Source organism: Streptomyces mirabilis (assembly GCF_039503195.1).
Lineage (GTDB): Bacteria > Actinomycetota > Actinomycetes > Streptomycetales > Streptomycetaceae > Streptomyces > Streptomyces mirabilis_D.
The window spans coordinates 723,399-742,750 of sequence record NZ_JBCJKP010000001.1 but is presented as its reverse complement, the minus strand read 5'-3'; the positions used below and the strand labels follow the sequence as shown (position 1 = coordinate 742,750).

The 19,352-nt window shown below is 68.7% G+C and carries 17 protein-coding genes and 2 pseudogenes; 15 read left to right on the top strand and 4 right to left on the bottom strand.

The features are described 5' to 3' along the window. Positions 1-36: 36 nt before the first annotated feature. From trpC to AAFF41_RS03915, 4 genes and pseudogenes are all read left to right on the top strand, one after another. A pseudogene (gene trpC / locus AAFF41_RS03930) lies at positions 37-799 on the top strand (indole-3-glycerol phosphate synthase TrpC). A gap of 650 nt (positions 800-1,449) precedes the next feature. Then, positions 1,450-2,862, top strand: a complete 1,413-nt coding sequence (locus AAFF41_RS03925) for a non-reducing end alpha-L-arabinofuranosidase family hydrolase (RefSeq protein ID WP_343323470.1) — start codon at positions 1,450-1,452, stop codon at positions 2,860-2,862. Between the two features lie 246 nt (positions 2,863-3,108). Further along, positions 3,109-3,333: a hypothetical protein gene (locus AAFF41_RS03920; protein WP_319754079.1), complete on the top strand. Its 225-nt coding sequence runs from the start codon at positions 3,109-3,111 to the stop codon at positions 3,331-3,333. Next, positions 3,334-3,483: a hypothetical protein gene (locus AAFF41_RS03915; RefSeq protein ID WP_319753240.1), complete on the top strand. Its 150-nt coding sequence runs from the start codon at positions 3,334-3,336 to the stop codon at positions 3,481-3,483. A gap of 22 nt (positions 3,484-3,505) precedes the next feature. Here the strand turns inward: AAFF41_RS03915 and AAFF41_RS03910 are convergent, their stop codons facing one another. The 3 genes from AAFF41_RS03910 to AAFF41_RS03900 form a co-directional block, all read right to left on the bottom strand. After that, complete coding sequence (locus AAFF41_RS03910) at positions 3,506-5,041, bottom strand: RICIN domain-containing protein (RefSeq protein WP_425526102.1); 1,536 nt, start codon at positions 5,039-5,041, stop codon at positions 3,506-3,508. Between the two features lie 288 nt (positions 5,042-5,329). Beyond that, the gene (locus tag AAFF41_RS03905) at positions 5,330-5,464 is read right to left on the bottom strand and encodes a hypothetical protein (RefSeq protein WP_319753242.1); all 135 of its coding nucleotides are present in this window, start codon (positions 5,462-5,464) and stop codon (positions 5,330-5,332) included. 117 nt (positions 5,465-5,581) lie between these two features. Further along, a complete protein-coding gene (locus AAFF41_RS03900) occupies positions 5,582-7,813 on the bottom strand; it encodes an alpha-L-fucosidase (protein ID WP_343323469.1) in 2,232 nt (743 codons plus the stop codon). Between the two features lie 424 nt (positions 7,814-8,237). Between AAFF41_RS03900 and AAFF41_RS03895 the strand changes: the two genes are divergently transcribed. From AAFF41_RS03895 to AAFF41_RS03845, 11 genes are all read left to right on the top strand, one after another. After that, a complete protein-coding gene (locus AAFF41_RS03895) occupies positions 8,238-9,299 on the top strand; it encodes a sugar ABC transporter substrate-binding protein (RefSeq protein WP_343323468.1) in 1,062 nt (353 codons plus the stop codon). Positions 9,300-9,344: 45 nt separating this feature from the next. After that, the gene (locus AAFF41_RS03890) at positions 9,345-10,907 is read left to right on the top strand and encodes a sugar ABC transporter ATP-binding protein (protein WP_343323467.1); all 1,563 of its coding nucleotides are present in this window, start codon (positions 9,345-9,347) and stop codon (positions 10,905-10,907) included. After that, on the top strand, positions 10,900-11,937 hold the full coding sequence (locus tag AAFF41_RS03885) for an ABC transporter permease (protein ID WP_319753246.1): 1,038 nt from the start codon (positions 10,900-10,902) through the stop codon (positions 11,935-11,937). Before AAFF41_RS03890 ends, AAFF41_RS03885 begins: the two co-directional genes overlap by 8 nt. A 94-nt stretch (positions 11,938-12,031) precedes the next feature. Next, positions 12,032-13,366, top strand: coding sequence for an enolase C-terminal domain-like protein (locus AAFF41_RS03880; RefSeq protein WP_343323466.1), 1,335 nt, complete (start codon positions 12,032-12,034; stop codon positions 13,364-13,366). A gap of 69 nt (positions 13,367-13,435) precedes the next feature. Continuing rightward, entirely contained in the window at positions 13,436-13,873 is a 438-nt protein-coding gene (locus AAFF41_RS03875) for an RbsD/FucU family protein (protein ID WP_319753248.1), read from the top strand. Next, the gene (locus AAFF41_RS03870) at positions 13,870-14,913 is read left to right on the top strand and encodes a zinc-dependent alcohol dehydrogenase (RefSeq protein WP_319753249.1); all 1,044 of its coding nucleotides are present in this window, start codon (positions 13,870-13,872) and stop codon (positions 14,911-14,913) included. The genes AAFF41_RS03875 and AAFF41_RS03870 overlap by 4 nt, the downstream gene beginning before the upstream one ends. Continuing rightward, the gene (locus tag AAFF41_RS03865; protein WP_343323465.1) at positions 14,910-15,671 is read left to right on the top strand and encodes an SDR family oxidoreductase; all 762 of its coding nucleotides are present in this window, start codon (positions 14,910-14,912) and stop codon (positions 15,669-15,671) included. The genes AAFF41_RS03870 and AAFF41_RS03865 overlap by 4 nt, the downstream gene beginning before the upstream one ends. Then, positions 15,668-16,294, top strand: coding sequence for a bifunctional 4-hydroxy-2-oxoglutarate aldolase/2-dehydro-3-deoxy-phosphogluconate aldolase (locus tag AAFF41_RS03860; RefSeq protein ID WP_343323464.1), 627 nt, complete (start codon positions 15,668-15,670; stop codon positions 16,292-16,294). Before AAFF41_RS03865 ends, AAFF41_RS03860 begins: the two co-directional genes overlap by 4 nt. Continuing rightward, entirely contained in the window at positions 16,291-17,328 is a 1,038-nt protein-coding gene (locus AAFF41_RS03855; protein WP_319753252.1) for a sugar kinase, read from the top strand. The genes AAFF41_RS03860 and AAFF41_RS03855 overlap by 4 nt, the downstream gene beginning before the upstream one ends. Before the next feature lie 35 nt (positions 17,329-17,363). Next, entirely contained in the window at positions 17,364-18,377 is a 1,014-nt protein-coding gene (locus AAFF41_RS03850; protein ID WP_343323463.1) for an aldo/keto reductase, read from the top strand. Beyond that, on the top strand, positions 18,368-19,090 hold the full coding sequence (locus tag AAFF41_RS03845; RefSeq protein ID WP_319753254.1) for a FadR/GntR family transcriptional regulator: 723 nt from the start codon (positions 18,368-18,370) through the stop codon (positions 19,088-19,090). The genes AAFF41_RS03850 and AAFF41_RS03845 overlap by 10 nt, the downstream gene beginning before the upstream one ends. 29 nt (positions 19,091-19,119) lie before the next feature. Here AAFF41_RS03845 and AAFF41_RS03840 read toward each other — a convergent pair. Then, positions 19,120-19,296, bottom strand: a pseudogene (locus AAFF41_RS03840) (Zn-dependent alcohol dehydrogenase); the annotation flags it as partial. Between the last annotated feature and the right edge of the window lie 56 nt (positions 19,297-19,352).

Below are 19,352 nucleotides of genomic sequence, written 5' to 3'. Positions count from 1 at the left end.
TTCGACAGGGAGAGGGCAACGACCGTTCTCGATGGGATCCTCGCGGGGGTTCGCGATGACTTGGAACAACGCAAGCGTGCGAGGTCGTTGGCGGAGCTGCGCTCCCGGGCAGCGGACGCGGTATCCGCGCTTGACCCCCTGCCCGCGTTCCGTGCGCCCGGGGTGTCGATCATCGCCGAGGTGAAGCGGAAGAGTCCCAGCAAGGTTGCGCTGGCGGACATCCCCGATCCCGCGTCCCTCGCGGCCCAGTACGCGGCCGGCGGCGCCGCTGCGATCAGCGTGCTCACCGAGAGCAGGCGTTTCGGCGGCTCCCTCGCCGATCTGGACGCCGTGCGTGCCCGGGTCGACGTGCCCGTCCTGCGCAAGGATTTCATCGTCGACCCCTATCGGCTGTGGGAGGCTCGCGCGCACGGCGCCGATCTTGCGCTTCTCATGGTCGTGTCGCTCGACGATGCCCAACTCGCCGACCTGATGGGGCTGTGCAAGGAGTTGGGTCCCACGCCGCTCGTGGAGGCGCACGGCCGACGAAGTCCGGCGCGCTGCCGCAGTAGCCGAGCTTCTCGGCATCAACGCGCGGGACCTGACAACGCTGGACGTGGATCGCACCGTGTTCGCGGACCTCGTGACGGGCATCCCCGAAGGCACGGTTAGGGGCGCGGAATCAGGAGTGACGGGCCCGAAGGGCGTTGCGGGGTACCGCGGTTGGGGAGCCGACGTAGCGCTGGTCGGCGAGGCACTCGTCCGCTCGGGGGACCCGCGCAGCGCCGTGCGCGAGTTCATCGGGGCCGCCGACGCGTGATGGCGTATGGCTAGGTCAGCGGCGCGCCTGGAAGGTGGCCGAGCCTCTCACCGTCAAACCCGCTAAAAACGGCCCCGGCCTCCACCGCGGCGGGGGCACGACCCCATGCAAGCGGCCGCTGTTCGTGAGCAACTGGGCTTGGGCGAGGGCGCGTTCTGCGCTGCAGCGGGCGGCGGGATTGCCTTGCCGACGCCGAACCTTCTCGTTCCATCGATCGGCTTCGCCTGCGGCGTTTCATTCATGGCGCCCTGCGAATGTTTCGGCGTTGCTCGCGAATCATGCGCGAGGTATTGACGCCGTTCATCGGTTCCCTATGATCCAGGTTGCTCGGCACTTCGATCCTCGTTCGGTATGACGAACGTACCAGAGCCGCTCCCCTCGCACAGCAGGGCACCTCCGGGTCACGCCCACCGCAACGGCCGAGTCGTAAGGGGCGTGTCGCGCGACGCATATGTCATGACCTCATCAATACGTGCTGGCCACTCGGTGCCCGTCCTCGACTTCGGCGCCAAGTGTGACCTGAACGGCGGGAAGCCGTAAAGGATCGGCCCGGTGCCCACGGACCGCTACGAACCGCACCACATCGACAGTCCGGACAGCCTCTAGACGAGGCCAACCGGAACCCCTTCGCCAAGGATGACGAGGTCCCCATGCGCAGACGAAGTTTCAGCCGCAGGCATCTGTCTGTGGTGCTCGCCGCCGCAGTTACGGTCCTGGTCGGGTTGGCGGCGATGCTCGTCGCCAACCCGGCTCAGGCGGCCACCAGCGGCGCCGTACGCGGTGTTGGTTCCGGCCGGTGTCTCGATGTGCCGAACGCCAGCCAGACCGACGGCACGTACCTGCAGATCTGGGACTGCTCGGGCGGGACCAACCAGCAGTGGACGTCGACGGACAGCAACCAGCTCACCGTGTACGGCAACAAGTGCCTGGATGTTCCGGGCCATGCCACCGCGGCCGGTACCCGGGTGCAGATCTGGACCTGTACCGGCGGTGCGAACCAGCAGTGGCGGGTGAACTCCGACGGCACGATCGTCGGCGTGGAGTCCGGGCTGTGCCTGGATGTTACGGGCGCCAATACGGCCAACGGCTCGGCGGTGGAGATCTGGACCTGCAACGGCGGCAGCAACCAGAAGTGGACCGGCCTGTCCGGGACGCCGGGCGGCTTGTGTGCTCTTCCGTCGACATACCGGTGGTCGTCGACGGGTGTGCTGGCGCAGCCCGCGAACGGGTGGGCCTCGCTGAAGGACTTCTCCAACGTGGTGTACAACGGCAAGCATCTGGTCTACGCGTCGAACGTGTCGGGATCGGGGTACGGCTCGATGGCGTTCAGTCCCTTCACGAGCTGGTCGGACATGGCGTCGGCCGGCCAGACCGGGATGAACCAGTCCACGGTGGCGCCCACGCTGTTCTACTTCGCACCCAAGAACATCTGGGTGCTGGCGTCCCAGTGGGGTGCGTGGCCCTTCTTCTACCGCACGTCGAGCGACCCCACCAACCCCAACGGCTGGTCCGCGCCGCAGGCGCTGTTCACCGGCAGCATCCCCAACTCCGCCCCGATCGACCAGACCCTGATCGCCGACGACCAGAACATGTACCTGTTCTTCGCCGGTGACAACGGCAAGATCTACCGTGCGAGCATGCCGATCGGGAACTTCCCGGGCAACTTCGGTTCCTCGTACACGACGATCATGAGCGACTCGACGAACAACCTGTTCGAGGCGCCGCAGGTCTACAAGGTCAAGGACCAGAACCAGTACCTCATGATCGTTGAGGCGATAGGTGCGAATGGGCGCTACTTCCGCTCGTTCACGGCCTCCAGCCTGGGCGGTTCGTGGACCCCGCAGGCCGCCAGCGAAAGCAACCCCTTCGCGGGCAAGGCCAACAGCGGTGCCAACTGGACCAACGACATCAGCCACGGTGACCTGGTCCGCAACGACCCGGACCAGACCATGACCATCGACCCCTGCAACCTGCAGTTCCTCTACCAGGGCAAGTCCCCCACCGCGGGCGGACCCTACGACCAACTGCCCTGGCGGCCGGGTGTCCTCACCCTGCTGCGCTGACCTGCTCACCGTCTCGAGGAACCCCAGACGCGCGTCGGCTGGGGTTCCTTCGCTGTTACGGCGAGGCCCGCCGGCGAATGTCGCCGAGTCGCTTTGAACAGGATCGAATTCATGGACGAGGCGGCGTAACCGTCGCAGGGTTGGCGCGAAGACCGCAGGTCACGACCCGTCATCGATCAGGTCGTCGACCTCGGCTCGCAGGGGTGGCGGCCGACGGCGGTCGGCCGCGGACTGAGGGAGACCATTATGCGCAGGATCACGCGGGGCGCCGCCGCGCTCGCCATCGCCGCGGCTGCTCTGACGGCGGTCGGTACCGGCTCGGCACACGCGAATGACAGGCCCGTGTACGGCTGTCCGGGCGGGGCGGTGTGTATCTACCCCGAGGGTGCGGACATCCATACGAGCACGCCGACGGACATCTTCTACAGCTACGGTGCCCACAATCTGAGCGACCAGTTCGGCGACCACTAGGTGCTCAACAACCAGTACGGCAGCGGCAACGCCACCGCTCGATTGTGCAACGGCTACAACGGCGTCGACTGCGTGACCGCCATCGAGCTCAACGAGTTCGGTGTCTTCAACCTGACGGCGATCAACTCGGTCGTACTGAACCGGACGTAGCCGCCCGTAGCCGCCCGTGCCGTCACCAGCCTGTCGGCAGACCGGCGATGAACGAGGTGAGCCGGTCGGCGATGAGTCGGTCGTCGTGGGCCGAGTAGTGCCAGTCGCAGCCGAGAAGGTCCAGGCCCGAGTCGTCGAGGGACCAGTAGCGGACCCGGCTGTCGCCGGCGTCGTTGCGCGCTTTGACGACCCGCTGGACATGGTCGGCGTACTGGCCGGCGCCTACCGCCACGATGGTGGTCGTGGCCCCGTAGCGCGTGCGGAGCTTCTGGATGAAGTCGCCGTAGGCGCTGCGGTAGCCGGCGGCGAGGCTGTCCGGTGTCCACGGCTCACCGGGGTTGATGGCGGTCGAGAAGTCGTTGGTGCCCAGGTTGACCACTACGACCTGGGGGCGCCAGGTGCCCGGGTTCTGCCAGACGTCGCCGGACACGTTCAGTAGGGCACGGTCGTAGAAGGTCCGGTACGTGACGTCCGGCGAGCCTCCGTTGTAGTTGCGCACCATGCCAAGGCCCGAGTAGCCGTTGATCTGGTAGTCGGCGTTCAGTTGCCGGGCGGTGAGGGCGCCGTAGCTCACATCGGAGTTGGTGTTCCGTTTGACCTGGTCCCAGGTGCAGGTGCGTGAGGTCGAGAGGTTGCCGTAGCCCACCGTGAGGGAGTCGCCGATGAACTCGATCTGGCGGTTGCGGGCGGCCGGTTTGCTCAGTACGGCACCGCCGGGCGCGGCCAGCAAGCCCCCGAACGTACTGGTGTCCCCCGGGGTGTCGTTGCGCTTGACGAGCCGGACGGTGTGCGTGCGGTTTGACAGGTCGTTGATCCAGTGCGTGGTGTCGCCGGGCGTGACGAGTGTGGCGACGGTGGTCCCGTCGACCTGGACGTCGTAGTCGGCGGCCGAGTCGTTGAGCACGATGCCCACGCCGGTGCCGATGACGCGGCCCTCGAAGTACACACCAGGCCAGCTGTACTGCACGGTGTTGCCGGCGTCCTTGACCCGTCCGGCGGTGTGCACCTGTGCCAGCACTCCTGTCGCGCGGACGAGTTGCCACTGCTGGTTGGCTCCGCCCCAGTCGGTGTACTGCACGACCTTGGCGCCGTCCGCGGTGGAGGCGTTGTCGACCTCGACGGCTTTGCCGCTGTTGCGGTTGATCAGCCGGTCGTAACCGTCAGAGGAGTCGGCCAGCCGGAACTGCTGGTTGGTGCCGTTGTCGTCGCTCCACTGCGCGATGTCCGCGTGGTCGGCGGTGGAGAAGTTGAGCACGTCCAGCACCTTGCCGGAGTGCTGCGCCCTGAGCCGGTAGTAGCCGCCGCCCGAGTCGACGAACTGGAACTGCTGGTTGGCGCCGTCGGTGCGGGGCCACTGCGTGAGGCCCGTCCCGTCGGCGGTGCTCGCGCCCACCACGTCGAGCACCTTGCCGCCGCTCCGGTTGACCAGCACGTACGACGCGCTCGTATCCACCGTGGCGGCCTGCGCCGCCCCAGCGGCACCCAGTCCGCTCAGGAGCGCCGCCAGTAAGGCCGTCACCGCGGTCAGCACTGCCGTACGCCTCCCACGTCCCACCACGAACGGAATGTCATATGCATGTCATCTCTCTGCATTTGTGTCCCTTTCACTGAGTGTGGCCGGCTGTCCCCGGGACACGTGCCCAGGCGCGTGGAGGCACGCTTTGGCATCCCTGACGCAACAGGATCGCTCCGCCGCCGTACACGGGAACAGTGCTGCGCCTGCTGATTTCCCGAGTCTTCGGAGCTGACGTCGGAGGTGTCGAGGCGGCAGCGACACGATCACCTCTCCTCACCTGATACGGCGCCGGATCCGGCCCGACACCGCCTACTGAAGCCTTCACACCGACTACGAGACGTCCAGGGCGTGCGGCGTATGCGTCCACGGCCGCGCGGCGAACAGCGCCTCCGCCCCGGTAAGGATCGCGCCGACGAGTGCGACGGCAGCGGCTGCGGCGGCACGATCCGCATCACGGTCATCCATGGAGAAAGGCTGCCCCTCTGCGGAATCGCGCTGAAGCCGAACGTCGCGCAACTGAGGCAGGTCCGGCTCGCGCGGCACGGATTGCGTCGCCACGTCCGCGGTAGTGCGCTGCGCCGGCTACAGCGCGGTGAAGGTCCACTGCAGGTTGGTGCTGCTGCCGTAGGTCCACTGCTTGGTGATCGAACCGGAGTCGACGTTGCCGCCGCCGTCGAGGGCCAGGCCGGTGGTGCGGTTGGCGATGGAATAGTGGTCGCCGCCGCGGTGGGTGATTGTCCACTGCTGGTTGGTTCCACCGTTCCAAGAGGCCTGTCTGGCTGCGGAGCCGTCGGAGGTGGCGCCCCAGCCGTCGGCGACCATGCCGTTCGTGCGGTTGACCAGCTTGTAGTAGCCGCCGCCGACCGCCACCGCCTGCCACTGCAGGTTGGTGCTGCCGCCCGGGGTCCATTGTTTGAGGTTGGAGCCGGAGGCGACGTCGCCGCCGCTGTCCAGGGCGAGTCCGTTGGTGACGTTGGTGATCCGGAAGTATGTGACCGGGTTGAACTGGACCTTCAGCGAGGTGATCTGGTCGTTGTTGCCAGTGACGCGCAGGTCGGGGTTCTCGGCAGTGAAGGTCCAGGAGGTGCCGGTGAAGTTGTCTCCGGAGTAGCCGATCACCTGGTAGCCGGGGGCCGGTCGGAGGGAGGAGAGGGTGCGCGGGCCCAGTCCGGCCGCGGTCAGATCGGCCGCGGTGTAGTCGCCGACGGTGAGAACGGCGGCGTTGCCGGTGTAGTTGACGTCCGCGAAGGCGATGGCGCCGGCGAGCGGCCGCAGGCCGGGGATCGTGCCGGAGAAGGTGAGCTTCAGGACGTAGGCGCCCGCGCTGTACGGCGCCGAGGACGGCAGGGTGACGGTGAGGCCGGAGGAGTTCTGGGCAGGCGTGGGCAGGTCGATGTAGGTGCCGACGGTGTTCCCGAGAAGCTTCACCGAGCTGAGCGAGGAGAGGTTGATCCGGTCCGAGCCGAGGGTCTTGACCGTCAGGGAGCTGCCGGGCCAGCCCAGGACGGTGGCGTACAGGACGTTGTCGGCCTTGTTGCGGGTGAAGCGGATGTCCTGCGGCGTGCCGGCGTGCGGGGTGGTGAACGCACCGCCGCCCATCTTCGTCGGGCCTTCGCCGTACGTCGTCCAGGCGCGGGTCGCGTAGACCGACTCGCCGAAGCGCTTCAGATGGTCTCCGATACCGAGCAGGATGTCCTTCTGCGCCTGGGGGATGGTGCCATCGGCCATCGGCGCGATGTTCAGCAGCACGTTGCCGTTTTTGCTGACCCGGTCGATGAACGAGTGCAGCATCTGCTGGATGGTGTAGTAGCCGATGCCCTGGGTGTAGCACCAACTGGAGCTGGAGATGCTGTCGTCGGTCAGCCAGTACGGAGTGGTGAGGTCGGCGGGACCACCGCGCTCGTAGTCGAAGACCTCGCCCTTGCCGTTCATGCCGTCCTTGTAGGTGGCGACGACTTCACGGCCCCAGCTGTTGGCCTGGTTGTAGTAATACGCCAGGAAGTTCAGCCGCTGCGTTTCGTCGACGGCGTCCAGCTTGAAGTCCTGCCACAGGATGTCGGGCTGGGCGCGGTCGATGACCTCCTTGAGCTTGTCGTACCAGAGCTGGTTCTCCGCGGTCGAGCCCAGTTGCCCGTAGAGCTTCTTGAGGCTGGGGTCCGTCTGGGCGGGGACGAACTCGTAGAAGCCGTTGAAGTGGTACGCGTGGTGCATGGCCACCAGTAGCTTCAGGCCCTTGGCGCGGATGGCCGTGGAGAACAGCCGCAGCAGGTTCAGCCCCGGACCCTTGTCCACCGAGTTCCACTCGTTGACCTGGCTGTCCCACATGGAGAAACCGTCATGGTGCTCGGCGACCGGGCCGGCGAACCTGGCGCCGGCGTCGACGAACAGCTGCACCCACTCGTCGGGGTCGAACTTCCCGCCGGCCGACTTCAGCTTCGGCGCGAACTTCACGGTGTTGCCCGCCAGGTCCTTCGCTCCGTTGATGAAGTTGTGGTAGGGCCATGCCGAGGGCTGGCCGTAGGTGGCGATGTGGTGCTGGTTCGCGTTGCTCCCGGCCTGGTACATGCTGCGCGGGTACCACTCGTTGTCGTAGGCGGGGACGCTGAAGACACCCCAGTGGAAGTAGACCCCGAACTTCGCGTCCTGGAACCACTCCGGGGCCGGCAGGTGCTGGTCGACCGAGTTCCAGTCGGGCGTGTACGTGCTGGGCGCCGCCTGGGCGACGCCGGCGCCGAACAGCCCTCCGGCAACGGCCGCCGTGGCCACGCAGGTTGCGGAGGCCAGAAACTGGCGTCTGTTGATCGAGCTCGACATGGACACATCCCTGATGCGGAAGGGGACAGGGGGAATACAGGGCCACGCATGAAGGTCGGCCATGCCGCCATGGGATGTCAATCAGCGTGCAGGGATGAAAGTGGCCAATGTATCGGGCGAGATGACGGATTTATCTTGATCTGGCATGTCTTGCGGTCACATAAACATGGCATGTCTTGCAGTACTTCATGGTGGGCCGTGAGACATCTAAGGGCGGCGATTGATGGGATGGATATTCTCCCTATGGATGCCTCTCCCGTACTCGCGGGTGTCTACGAGCTGGGATTTCATCGTGACTTGCGCAGAGGGCTGGACAAGCGGCCGAAAGTCGCTCTATAAACATCCCATCTCTACTGCGCGGCGATACGTGGATGTCGTCGAAGCGAAACCTTTCCCACTACGGGACCGGCGCGAGGAAGCACCGATGAGACTGAGAACCGCCCTCTGTTCCGCCGTCTCCACCCTGTCCGCACTCGCGCTGCTCAGTGCGTGCAGCAGCGGCTCCACGTCGGCGTCGGCGGGTGACGCGCCGCTCGTGGGCGTCGACTATCCGCGCTCCGACACCGACTTCTGGAACTCGTACATCAAGTACACGCCGGACTACGGCAAGAAGCTCGGCCTCTCGCTCAAGACCACCAACTCGCAGAACGACGTCGCCAAACTCACCGCCAACGCACAGACGTTCATCAGCCAGGGCGTCAAGGGCATCGCGATGGCCCCGCAGGACACCGCCGCCATCGCGCCGACCCTGGCGCAGCTGGAGTCGAAGAAGATCCCGGTCGTCACCGTGGACACCCGTCCCGACACCGGCAACGTCTACATGGTCGTCCGCGCCGACAACCGGGCCTACGGCGAGAAGGCGTGTCAGTACCTCGGCACCAAGCTCGACGGCAAGGGCAAGGTCGTCATGCTGGAGGGCGGTCTCGACTCCATCAACGGCCGTGACCGCACCGAGGCGTTCAACGACTGCATGAAGAAGAACTACCCCGGCATCAAGGTGTTCGGTGAGGCCACCAACTGGGACGGGGCCGTCGCCGCGCAGAAGCTGCAGACCGACCTGACCGCCCACCCGGACATCAAGGGTGTCTACATGGAGGCCAGCTTCGCCCTGTCCGGCACGCTCCAAGTCCTCAAGCAAAAGGGCCTGTTGGTCGACCCGAAGGATAGGAAGCACGTCTTCGTCGTGTCCAACGACGGCATCCCCGAGGAGCTCAAGTCCATCGCCGCCGGGAAGATCGACGCCACGGTCTCGCAGCCCGCCGACCTCTACGCCAAGTACGCCCTGTTCTACCTCAAGGCCGCGATCGACGGAAAGACGTTCAAGCCCGGCAAGACCGACCATGACAGCACCATCATCAAGGTCCGCGACGGCGTGCTGGAGGACCAGCTCTCCGCCCCGCTCGTCACCTCCGACGGCGGCACCTATGGCGGCGTGCCCAGCGTCAAGAGCGACGACAAGTCGCTGTGGGGCAACAACCTCGGCTGATCCCTCCTCCGGCACGCAACGGCTCACGAGAACAAGGCGGTTGAGATGAGCGACGGGGAGCGAGCGATCACCCCCGTGCCCGCCCCGGCGGATGACGGACGGGCCCTCTCGGACCCGCCCGTCGTCGAGGCGACGGGCATAGTCAAACGATTCGGTCCGACGGTGGCCCTGAACGGCGCCCGGATCACCATCAGGCCCGGCGAGACCCACGCGCTCGTCGGCCGCAACGGGGCGGGCAAGTCGACCCTGGTGTCGGTCCTCACCGGCCTTCAGACCCCCGACGAGGGAACGGTCACCTTCGGCTGCGAGCCTGCGCCCCGGCCCGCCGACCGGGACGCCTGGCGGCAACGCGTGGCCTGCGTCTACCAGAAGTCCACGATCATCCCCACGCTGACCGTCGCCGAGAACCTCTTCCTGCACCGGCACGACCACGGACGCAGCCGGCTCATCAGCTGGCAGGCCACCCGTCGCCGCGCCCAGGAACTGCTGGCGACCTGGTCGGTGGACGTCGACCCGCACACCCCGGCGGGCGAACTGAGCGTCGAGCAGCGGCAGTTCGTCGAGATCGCTCGCGCGCTGTCCTTCGGGGCGCGGTTCATCATCCTCGACGAGCCGACCGCCCAGCTCGACGGGGCGGCGATCAACCGGCTCTTCGACCGCATCCGCGACCTCCAACGCCAGGGCGTGACCTTCCTGTTCATCAGCCACCATCTCCAGGAGGTCTACGAGATCTGCGACATGGTGACGGTGTTCCGCGACGCTCGGCACATCGTGACCGCGCCGGTCGCGGAGCTCCCCCGCGTCGAACTCGTCGCCGCCATGACCGGTGAGGCGGCAGCCGGCCGGCGCGAGGAACGGGCAAGCACCCTCACCCCCGGCGCCACGGCCGCACTGAGCGTTCATGCTCTGCGAGGCGACGCGTACGACGACGTCGGCTTCCAGGTCGGGGCCGGTGAGATCGTCGGCCTCGCGGGCGCCGCCGGCAGCGGACGTACCGAGGTCGCCGAGACCGTCGTAGGGCTGCGGGCGGCAGCGGCGGGCGAGGTGGAGATCGCCGGGCAGCGGCCCCGGCCGGGCAGTGTGCCCGCGGCGCTCGCCGCCGGTGCCGGGTTCGTTCCACAGGACCGGCACCATCAGGGCTTCGTGCCCGACATGTCCATCGCGGACAACTCCACACTGTCCGTACCGAAGCGCCTCGGCTCGAACGGGTTCCTGAGCCGCAGCCGCCGGGACCGGCTCGCCGAGGGCATGATCGAGTACCTCGCGATCAAGACCCCCGGTCCCGAACTGCCCGTCTCCGCCCTTTCCGGAGGCAATCAGCAGAAGGTCGTCATGGCCCGCGCCCTGGCGAACGACCCGCGTCTGCTGGTCCTGATCAACCCGACCGCAGGCGTGGACGTGCGATCCAAGGAGTTCCTCCTCGGCAAGGTCGAGGAGACCGCGGCCACCGGCACCGGAGTGCTCATCGCCTCCGACGAACTCGACGATCTGCGCATGTGCGACCGGGTCCTGGTGATGTTCCAGGGCCATGTGACCTCAGAGATCGCCCGCGGCTGGCACGACCACGACCTCGTGGCCGCGATGGAAGGAGTGGACCTCCATGCCTGAAACCGTCCTCGCGGACACTGCCGCCCCCAGGGAAACGGAAGCGAAGCGAACCACGCTGCTCGGCGGCCGGATACCCCTGGCGCGCCTGCGCGATCTCGCGCTCGTCCCTGCCATCGTTGTCATCGCGATCGTCGGCCAGATCGTCAACCCGGTCTTCCTGCAGTCCGACAACCTCATCAACGTCCTGCAGACCATGTCCGAGATGGCCCTGCTGGTCCTCGCCCAGGCGATGATCCTGATCGTCAAGAAGATGGACCTGTCCCTCGAGTCCACGATGGGCCTCGCGCCCGGCGTGGCGGCCTGGCTGGTGGTGCCGACCGGCGCGGGACACGGTCTCGGGTTGCTGTCCGGCGCCTGGGCGGTCCCGGTCACGCTCGCCGTGGGCGCGCTGGTCGGCGTGATCAACGCCCTGCTGATCATCCGCTTCGGTCTCAACGGATTCATCGTCACCCTGGGCATGCTGATCGTGCTGCGCGGCGTCCTCACGGGCATCTCCGGCGGCCAGACCTTCTTCCAGCTGCCCGAGTCGATGCTCTACCTGGGTACCGCCGAATGGTTCGGGATGCCGGCCTCCATCTGGATCTGCCTGGTCCTGTTCGCCGTCGCCATCGTCGTCCTCGGCTGGACCAGCTTCGGCCGCTCGCTGTACGCCATCGGCGGCAACGTCGATGCGGCGAAGGCGGCCGGCATCCGCACCGACCGGGTGCTGTGGATCGTCATCGTCACCGGCAGCGTGCTCGCCGCCCTTGCTGGGCTGATGCTCTCCGGACGGCTGGCCTCCGTCGCCTCCGCACAGGGCAACGGCTACATCTTCACCGTCTTCGCCGCCGCCGTGATCGGCGGGATCAGCCTCAACGGCGGCAAGGGCACCATGTTCGGGGCGTTCTGCGGCATCCTGCTGCTCTTCATGATCCAGAACGTGCTCACCCTGGGCGGCGTCCCCGCCCAGTGGATCGGCGCCCTCAACGGCCTGATCATCCTGGTCGCCCTCGCCATCTCCCGCATCACGGGCGGCAAGGTCCAGGAGTGAACCGGGCGGCCCTTAGGGCCGCCCGACACCCTGCGCCGCCCCATTTCACGTCGCAAGGGCCCGTATTGCCCCTGCTTTTACAGGAGTTGCCGCCATGTCATCCGCGCTGCCCGCTTCCCCGGCTTCTGCCCGCATCACCGCCCTGGACGTCCTGGACGTACGCTTCCCGACGTCCGAGCACCTGGACGGGTCGGACGCGATGAACCCCGAACCCGACTACTCCGCCGCCTACGTCGTCCTGCGCACCGAGGCCGGCGACGGACTCGAGGGCCACGCCCTGGCCTTCACCACCGGCCGCGGCAACGATGTCCAGGCGGCGGCCATCGCGGCCCTCGCCCCACACGTGGTCGGCCTCTCGGCCGAGGAGGTCTGCGGCGACCTCGGTGCCTTCTCCCGCTCCCTGGTCCACGACCCCCAACTGCGCTGGCTCGGCCCGGAGAAGGGCGCCATCCACATGGCCACCGGCGCGGTCGTCAACGCCGCCTGGGACCTCGCCGCCAAGCGGGCCGGCAAGCCCGTGTGGCGGTTTCTCGGCGAGATGTCGCCCGAGGACCTGGTCGCACAGGTCGACTTCCGCTGGCTCAGCGACGCCCTCACCCCCGAGGAGGCCCTGGAGATCCTGCGCCGCGCCGAACGCGGCCGCGAACAGCGCATCGGCGACCTGCTCGACCGGGGTTACCCCGCCTACACCACCACCCCCGGCTGGCTCGGCTACTCCGACGAGAAACTGGCCCGCCTGGCCCGCGAGGCCGTCGCCGACGGCTTCACCCAGATCAAGCTGAAGGTCGGCGCGGACCTGGAGGACGACGTACGCCGCATGCGCACCGCCCGCGAAACGGTCGGCGACTCCATCCGCATCGCCGTCGACGCCAACCAGAGATGGGACGTCCAGCCCGCCATCGACTGGATGCGCGCCCTGGCCCCCTACGACCCGTACTGGATCGAGGAGCCCACCTCCCCCGACGACATCCTCGGCCACGCCGCCGTCCGCAAGGCCGTCAGCCCCATCAAGGTCGCCACCGGCGAGCACATCGCCAACCGGGTCGTCTTCAAGCAACTCCTCCAGGCCGGCGCGGTGGACATCGTGCAGATCGACTCCGCGCGGGTCGGCGGCGTCAACGAGAACATCGCGATCCTGCTGCTTGCCGCCAAGTTCGGCATCCCCGTCTGCCCGCACGCCGGCGGCGTGGGCCTGTGCGAGATGGTCCAGCACCTGTCGATGTTCGACTACGTGGCCGTATCCCGCACGGTCGAAGACCGCGTCATCGAGTACGTCGACCACCTGCACGAGCACTTCGTCGACCCGGTCCGCATCGTCGACGGCCACTACCTGGCGCCGATGCTGCCGGGGCTGAGCGCGCAGATGCGCCCCGAATCCCTCAAGGAGTACACGTACCCCGACGGCCCGGTCTGGTCCGCCCGTGTCTGACGTGTCTGAAGTGTCCGACGTGCCGGACCGCTGCGCCGCCGCCGTCGGACAGAAGGAGAGGACACTCCCGTGCTCCTGACCGAACTACTGCATCCCGGCATCCTCGAATCCCTGGCCGGCGCTGGTCACGGCGCCCGCGTCCTGCTCGCGGACGGCCACTACCCGGCTAGCACCGCCACCGGTGAGCGCGCCAGGACCGTCCACCTCAACCTGGCGCCCGGCCTGTTGGACGTCACCACCGTGCTCGACGTCCTGCTGCGCGCCCTGCCGGTCGAGGCGGCCCACGTGATGGTGCCGGCGGAGGGCGAACCGGAGCCACCGGCCATCGCCGAGTACCGCTCGATGTTGGCACCCATCCCGGTCGAGACGCTCGGGCGCTTCGAGTTCTACGACGCCGCCCGCTCGCCCGACCTGGCGCTGGCCATCGTCACCGCCGACACCCGTACCTACGCCAACCTGCTGCTGACCATCGGTGTCCGCACTGAAGGGACCCTGACGACACGATGACTCTTGCCGTCCGTTACACATCGGCCCGAACCCTGGACACGGCTCCCGTCGAGCCCTCCCCGCCCGGTCCGGGTGAGGTGGAGCTGGCTCCCGCCTACGTGGGGATCTGCGGTACCGATCTGCACATCTTCCACGGCGACATGGACGCCCGGGTCGATACGCCCGCCGTTCTGGGACACGAGATGTCCGGCCGCGTGGTGCGGGTTGGGCCGGGTGTGGAGGGCTGGGCGCCTGGTGACGCGGTGACCGTGATGCCGCTGCGCTGGGACGACACCTGCCCGGCCTGCCGGGCCGGGCACCAGCACATCTGCCAGCACCTGGACTTCATCGGTATCGACTCGCCGGGTGCGATGCAGCAGCGCTGGACGGTGCCCGCCTCGACGCTGATCCGGCTGCCGGAGTCGCTGGCCCTGGACCGGGCCGCGCTTGTCGAGCCGACGGCGGTGGCCGTGCACGACGTGGGCCGGGCGAAGGTCACCGAGGGCGAGAAGGTCGTGGTGGTCGGCGGTGGGCCGGTCGGTGTGCTGATCGCGCTGGTCGCGCGGGCCGCGAGTGCCGAGGTGCGGTTGGTGGAGCTGAGCGCCCACCGTCGGCTGCTGGCCAAGGAGTTGGGGCTGACCGTCTGGGACCCGGCCGCGGACGACATCGGCGCCCTGGTCGGCGAGTGGACGCAGGATGCGGGCGCGGATGTCGCGTTCGAGGTGTCCGGCGCGGCGGGCGGCGTGGACACCGCCGTCGACGTCCTCGGAGTGCGTGGCCGTCTCTGCCTGGTCGCCATCCATCCCCGCCCCCGTGAGGTGAACCTGCACCGTTTCTTCTGGCGCGAACTGACCCTGGTGGGCGCCCGGTTGTACGGCCGTTCGGACTTCGAGCTGGCGGTGGCGTTGGTGGCGGACGGCACGATTCCGGCCGAGCGGCTGATCAGCAAGGTCGTGCCGCTCACCGAGGCGCCCGCGGCGTTCGCTGCCCTGGAGGGCGGCGGTGACGTGATGAAGATCCTGGTGGACTGCATCGACGACGCCCAGGGAGTGGCCGGATGACCGCCTTCGACCTCACCGGGAAGCTCGCTGTCGTCACCGGGGCCCGGCGCGGTATCGGCCGGGCCATGGCCCGTGCCCTGGCCGGGGCCGGCGCGGATGTCCTCGGTGTGAGTGCCTCGCTGGAGGAGTCCGGCAGCGCGGTGGAGAAGGACGTGCACGCCGCCGGCCGTAGCTTCGAGGCGGTCCGGGCCGACTTCGCCGACCCGGAGGCCGTACGAGCGCTGGGCGCGGACCTCGCCGGACGCGATCGCCCGGTGGACATCCTGGTCAACAATGCGGGCACGATCCGCCGTGCCCCGGCCGCCGGACACACGGACGCGGACTGGGCGCTGGTGCTCCAGGTCAACCTCACCGCGCAGTTCGCGCTGACCCGGGCGGTGGGCGCGTCGATGGTCGCCCGCGGCCAGGGGAAGGTCATCTTCACCGCGTCGCTGCTCAGCTTCCAGGGTGGCATCACGGTGCCGGGCTATACCGCCGCCAAGCACGGCATCGCGGGTCTGACCAAGGCGCTGGCCAACGAGTGGGCGCCGCGCGGGGTGAACGTCAACGCGCTTGCACCGGGCTACATCGCCACCGACAACACCCAGGCGCTGCAGGACGACCCGGTGCGCAGCAGGGCGATCCTGGACCGCATCCCGGCCGGCCGCTGGGGCGACGCCGACGACCTGGCCGGTGCCACCGTCTTCCTGGCCTCGGACGCTGCGGCCTACGTCCACGGCGTCGTGCTGCCCGTCGACGGCGGATGGCTGGGCCGATGACCGGCACCGACCTGGCCGCCGTGCTGGCCGGCGCCCGCGTGATGCCGGTGCTCACCGTGCCCGAACCGGCCACGGCCGGCCCGCTGGCCGACGCGCTCGCGGCGGGCGGCGCCCGGTGCACCGAGGTCACCTTCCGCACCCCCGGCGCCGAGCAGGTGCTCAAGACGATGGCGGCCCACGGTGGCCTGGCCGTCGGCGCCGGCACGGTCCTCACCGCAGAGCAGGCGGAACGGGCGGTGGCGGCCGGGGCCCGCTTCGTCGTCTCGCCCGGCTTCGACGAGGAAGTCATCGCCAAGTGCCGCGCGTTGGGGGTGCCCGTGGTGCCCGGTATCGCCACCGCCACCGAGTTGATGCGTGCCCTGAAAGCGGGTATCACCACCATCAAGCTCTTCCCCGCCGAAGCGCTCGGGCGGACGCTGTGCGCGCTCGCGGCGCCGTTCCCAGGAGTGCGTTTCGTGCCGACCGGCGGGATCGACGCCTCCCGCCTGGCCGGCTACCTCGCCGACCCGACGGTCCTCGCCGTGGGCGGCAGCTGGATGGCCACCCCCGCGCACCTCGACAAGGGCGACTATGAGGAGATCCGTCGCCTGACGGCCGACGCGGTGGAGAGGAGCACGACGTGATCGACGTGGTGGCCCTCGGCGAGGTGATGCTGCGCTTCGACCCGGGCGAGGGACGGATCCGCACCGCCCGCTCCTTCCAGGTGTGGGAGGGCGGCGGCGAGTACAACGTCGTCCGGGGACTGCGCCGCTGTTTCGGGCTGCGGACAGCCGTCGTGACCGCGCTCGCCGACAACGCCGTGGGCCGGCTCGTCGAGGACCTGATCCTCCAGGGCGGCGTCGACACCTCGCTGATCCGCTGGGTACCCGACGACGGCATCGGCCGCACCGCCCGCAACGGGCTGAACTTCGTCGAACGCGGCTACGGCATCCGCGGCGCGCTGGGCGTGAGCGACCGCGCGCACACCGCCGTGTCCCAGCTCCGCAAAGGGGAGGTCGACTGGGACGCCGTGTTCTCCGGCGGGGTGCGCTGGTTCCACACCGGCGGCATCTTCGCGGGCCTGTCCGCCACCACGGTGGACGTCGCGGACGAGGCCATGGCCGCGGCCCGCAGCCACGGCGTCACCGTCTCCTACGATCCCAACTACCGTCCCAGCCTCTGGCCGGGCCGGGGCGGCGCCGAGCGTGCCCGCGAGGTCGATCTGCGGCTCGCCCGGCAGGCCGACGTCGTGGTGGGCGCCCTGGGCCTGGCCGGGACGTACCCGGGACAGGCACGCGTCGGGGCCGACGAGGTGGCGGACGCGCTCGTCGAGGTGGCCGGCCTGCTCCCCGAGGTGAAAGTACTGGCGACGACCCTGCGCGAGGTGCCCTCGGCCGGGATCAACGACTGGTCCTCGGCCGCCTGGTCCGCCGAAACGGGCTTCGTCACCGGCCCGCGGATGCCCGCCCTGCATGTCCTGGACCGCATCGGCTCCGGCGACGGCTTCGCCGCCGGCCTGATGTACGGGCTGCTCGGCGACACAGGCCTGGAGCGCGCCCTGGCCTACGGCACCGCCCACGGCGCGCTCACCATGACCACGCCCGGGGACGTCTCCATGGCCTCGCTCGCCGAGGTCGAGGCGCTCATCGCGGGCGGGTCGGCCCACGTCAGTCGCTGACCGGCGCCCCGTCGCCCGTATCCCAGGAGCACGTCTTGCACCACCGGAAGATCCAGAACACATCCGTCTCCGTCACCGAGCTCGGCTTCGGGGCGTCCGTGATCGGCAACCTCTACCGGGTCACCCCGGCCGGTGAGGCGGCAGCCGCCGTCGACGTGGCGTGGGAGGCCGGAATCCGCTACTTCGACACCGCCCCGCATTACGGCCTCGGCCTTTCCGAGCGTCGTCTGGGCGCCGCCCTGCGGGGTCGCCCGCGTGACGAGTACGTCATCTCCTCCAAGGTGGGCAGGCTGCTGGTGCCCAACGAGGAACCGCGCGGCGTGGACACCGAGGGCTTCGTCGTGCGGGACGACCTGCGCCGGCAGTGGGACTTCAGCCGGGACGGTGTGCTCCGCTCCATCGAGGACACGCTGGAGCGCACCGGTCTGGACCGCCTCGACATCGTCTACCTGCACGATCCGGACGCCCACTGGCGACAGGCGGCCGAGGAGGCCATGCCCACGCTCGCGGAACTGCGCGACCAGGGTGTGATCGGCGCGATCGGCGTCGGCATGAACCAGTCGGCGATGCTCGCCCGCTTCCTGCGCGAGACCGCCGCCGACGTGGTCATGCTCGCCGGCCGCTACACCCTCCTGGACCAGTCCGCACTGGACGACGTCCTGCCCGCCGCACAGGAACACGGCAAGAGCGTCGTCGCGGTCGGCGTCTTCAACTCGGGCCTGCTCTCCAGCGACCGGCCCGCCGAGGGCATGAAATACGACTACCAGGACGCCCCGCCGGCCCTCGTCGCCCGCGCTCGGACGATCGCCGAGGTCTGCGCAGGCCACTGGACCACTCTGCCCGCCGCCGCGATCGCCTTCCCGTACACGCATCCCAGTATCATCAACGTCACCCTCGGCATGCGGACTGCGGAACAGGTCGGACGAAACGTGGAACTCCATGATCGGCAAGTCCCGGATAGCCTCTGGGGCGATCTCCGCGCTCAGGGGCTGATCAGGTCGGACGTGCTCACGGGGCACGGTGGGGGGAGGGATGAGCGGTGTCTCTGACGGACAAGGCCATTGAGGAGATCCGTGAGCTGATCCGGTCCGGTGCCCTGCCTCCGGGCTCGAAGCTTCCGCCGGAGCCGGACCTGGCCGCCCAGCTGGGACTGTCCCGCAACCTCGCCCGCGAAGCGGTCAAGGCGCTGGCCGTCGCGCGGGTCCTGGAGGTCCGGCGGGGCGACGGCACGTATGTGACCAGCCTCCAGCCGAGCCTGCTGCTGGAGGGGCTCGGCGGCGCGGTGGAACTGCTGCAGGGCGACTCGGTCGCCCTGCAGGACCTCATGGAGGTACGGCGGCTGCTCGAACCGATCGCCACGGCGCTTGCCGCCACCCGGATCTCCGACGCCCAACTGGCCGAGGTGAAGCGGCACCTGGACGCCATGCGCGAGGCCCGCGACGACGTCGGACAGCTCAACGCCCACGACGCCGCCTTCCACCGCGCCGTCGTCTCGGCCACGGGTAACGAGACTCTCCTCACCCTCCTGGAAGGGATCTCCGGCCGCACCCTGCGTGCCCGCATCTGGCGCGGTCTGGTCGACGACAAGGCCGCCGGCCGCACTCTCACCGAGCACGAGGCGATCTTCAACGCGCTGTCCACCCGTGACTCCGCCCTCAGCCAGGCCGCCGCACTGCTGCACGTGAGCAACACCGAGCAGTGGCTGAGGGAACACCTGCGTTCCGGCGAACCCCTCCCCTTCGGAACGACAGCGCGGAAGTGACGGGCGGGCGCTGCCGCGTGCTGTCGGAACAAAACAGCGGGCGCCGCGACCCGGGCATCCATGTCACCGTGGAAGATGTGCAGATCGGTATCGCAGATACCGACAAAAGCGGGCGCCAGCTCCACCTCACCCGGACCAGGTTCGGAAGGCTGGACGACCGCGGTGTCCAGGGTGCGGGCGCAGGCGTAACGGACGGCAAGAGTCAATGTCGTGAGGGTCCCTTCAGTGCGGACACCGATGGTCGGCAGACGTGTGTGGTGTC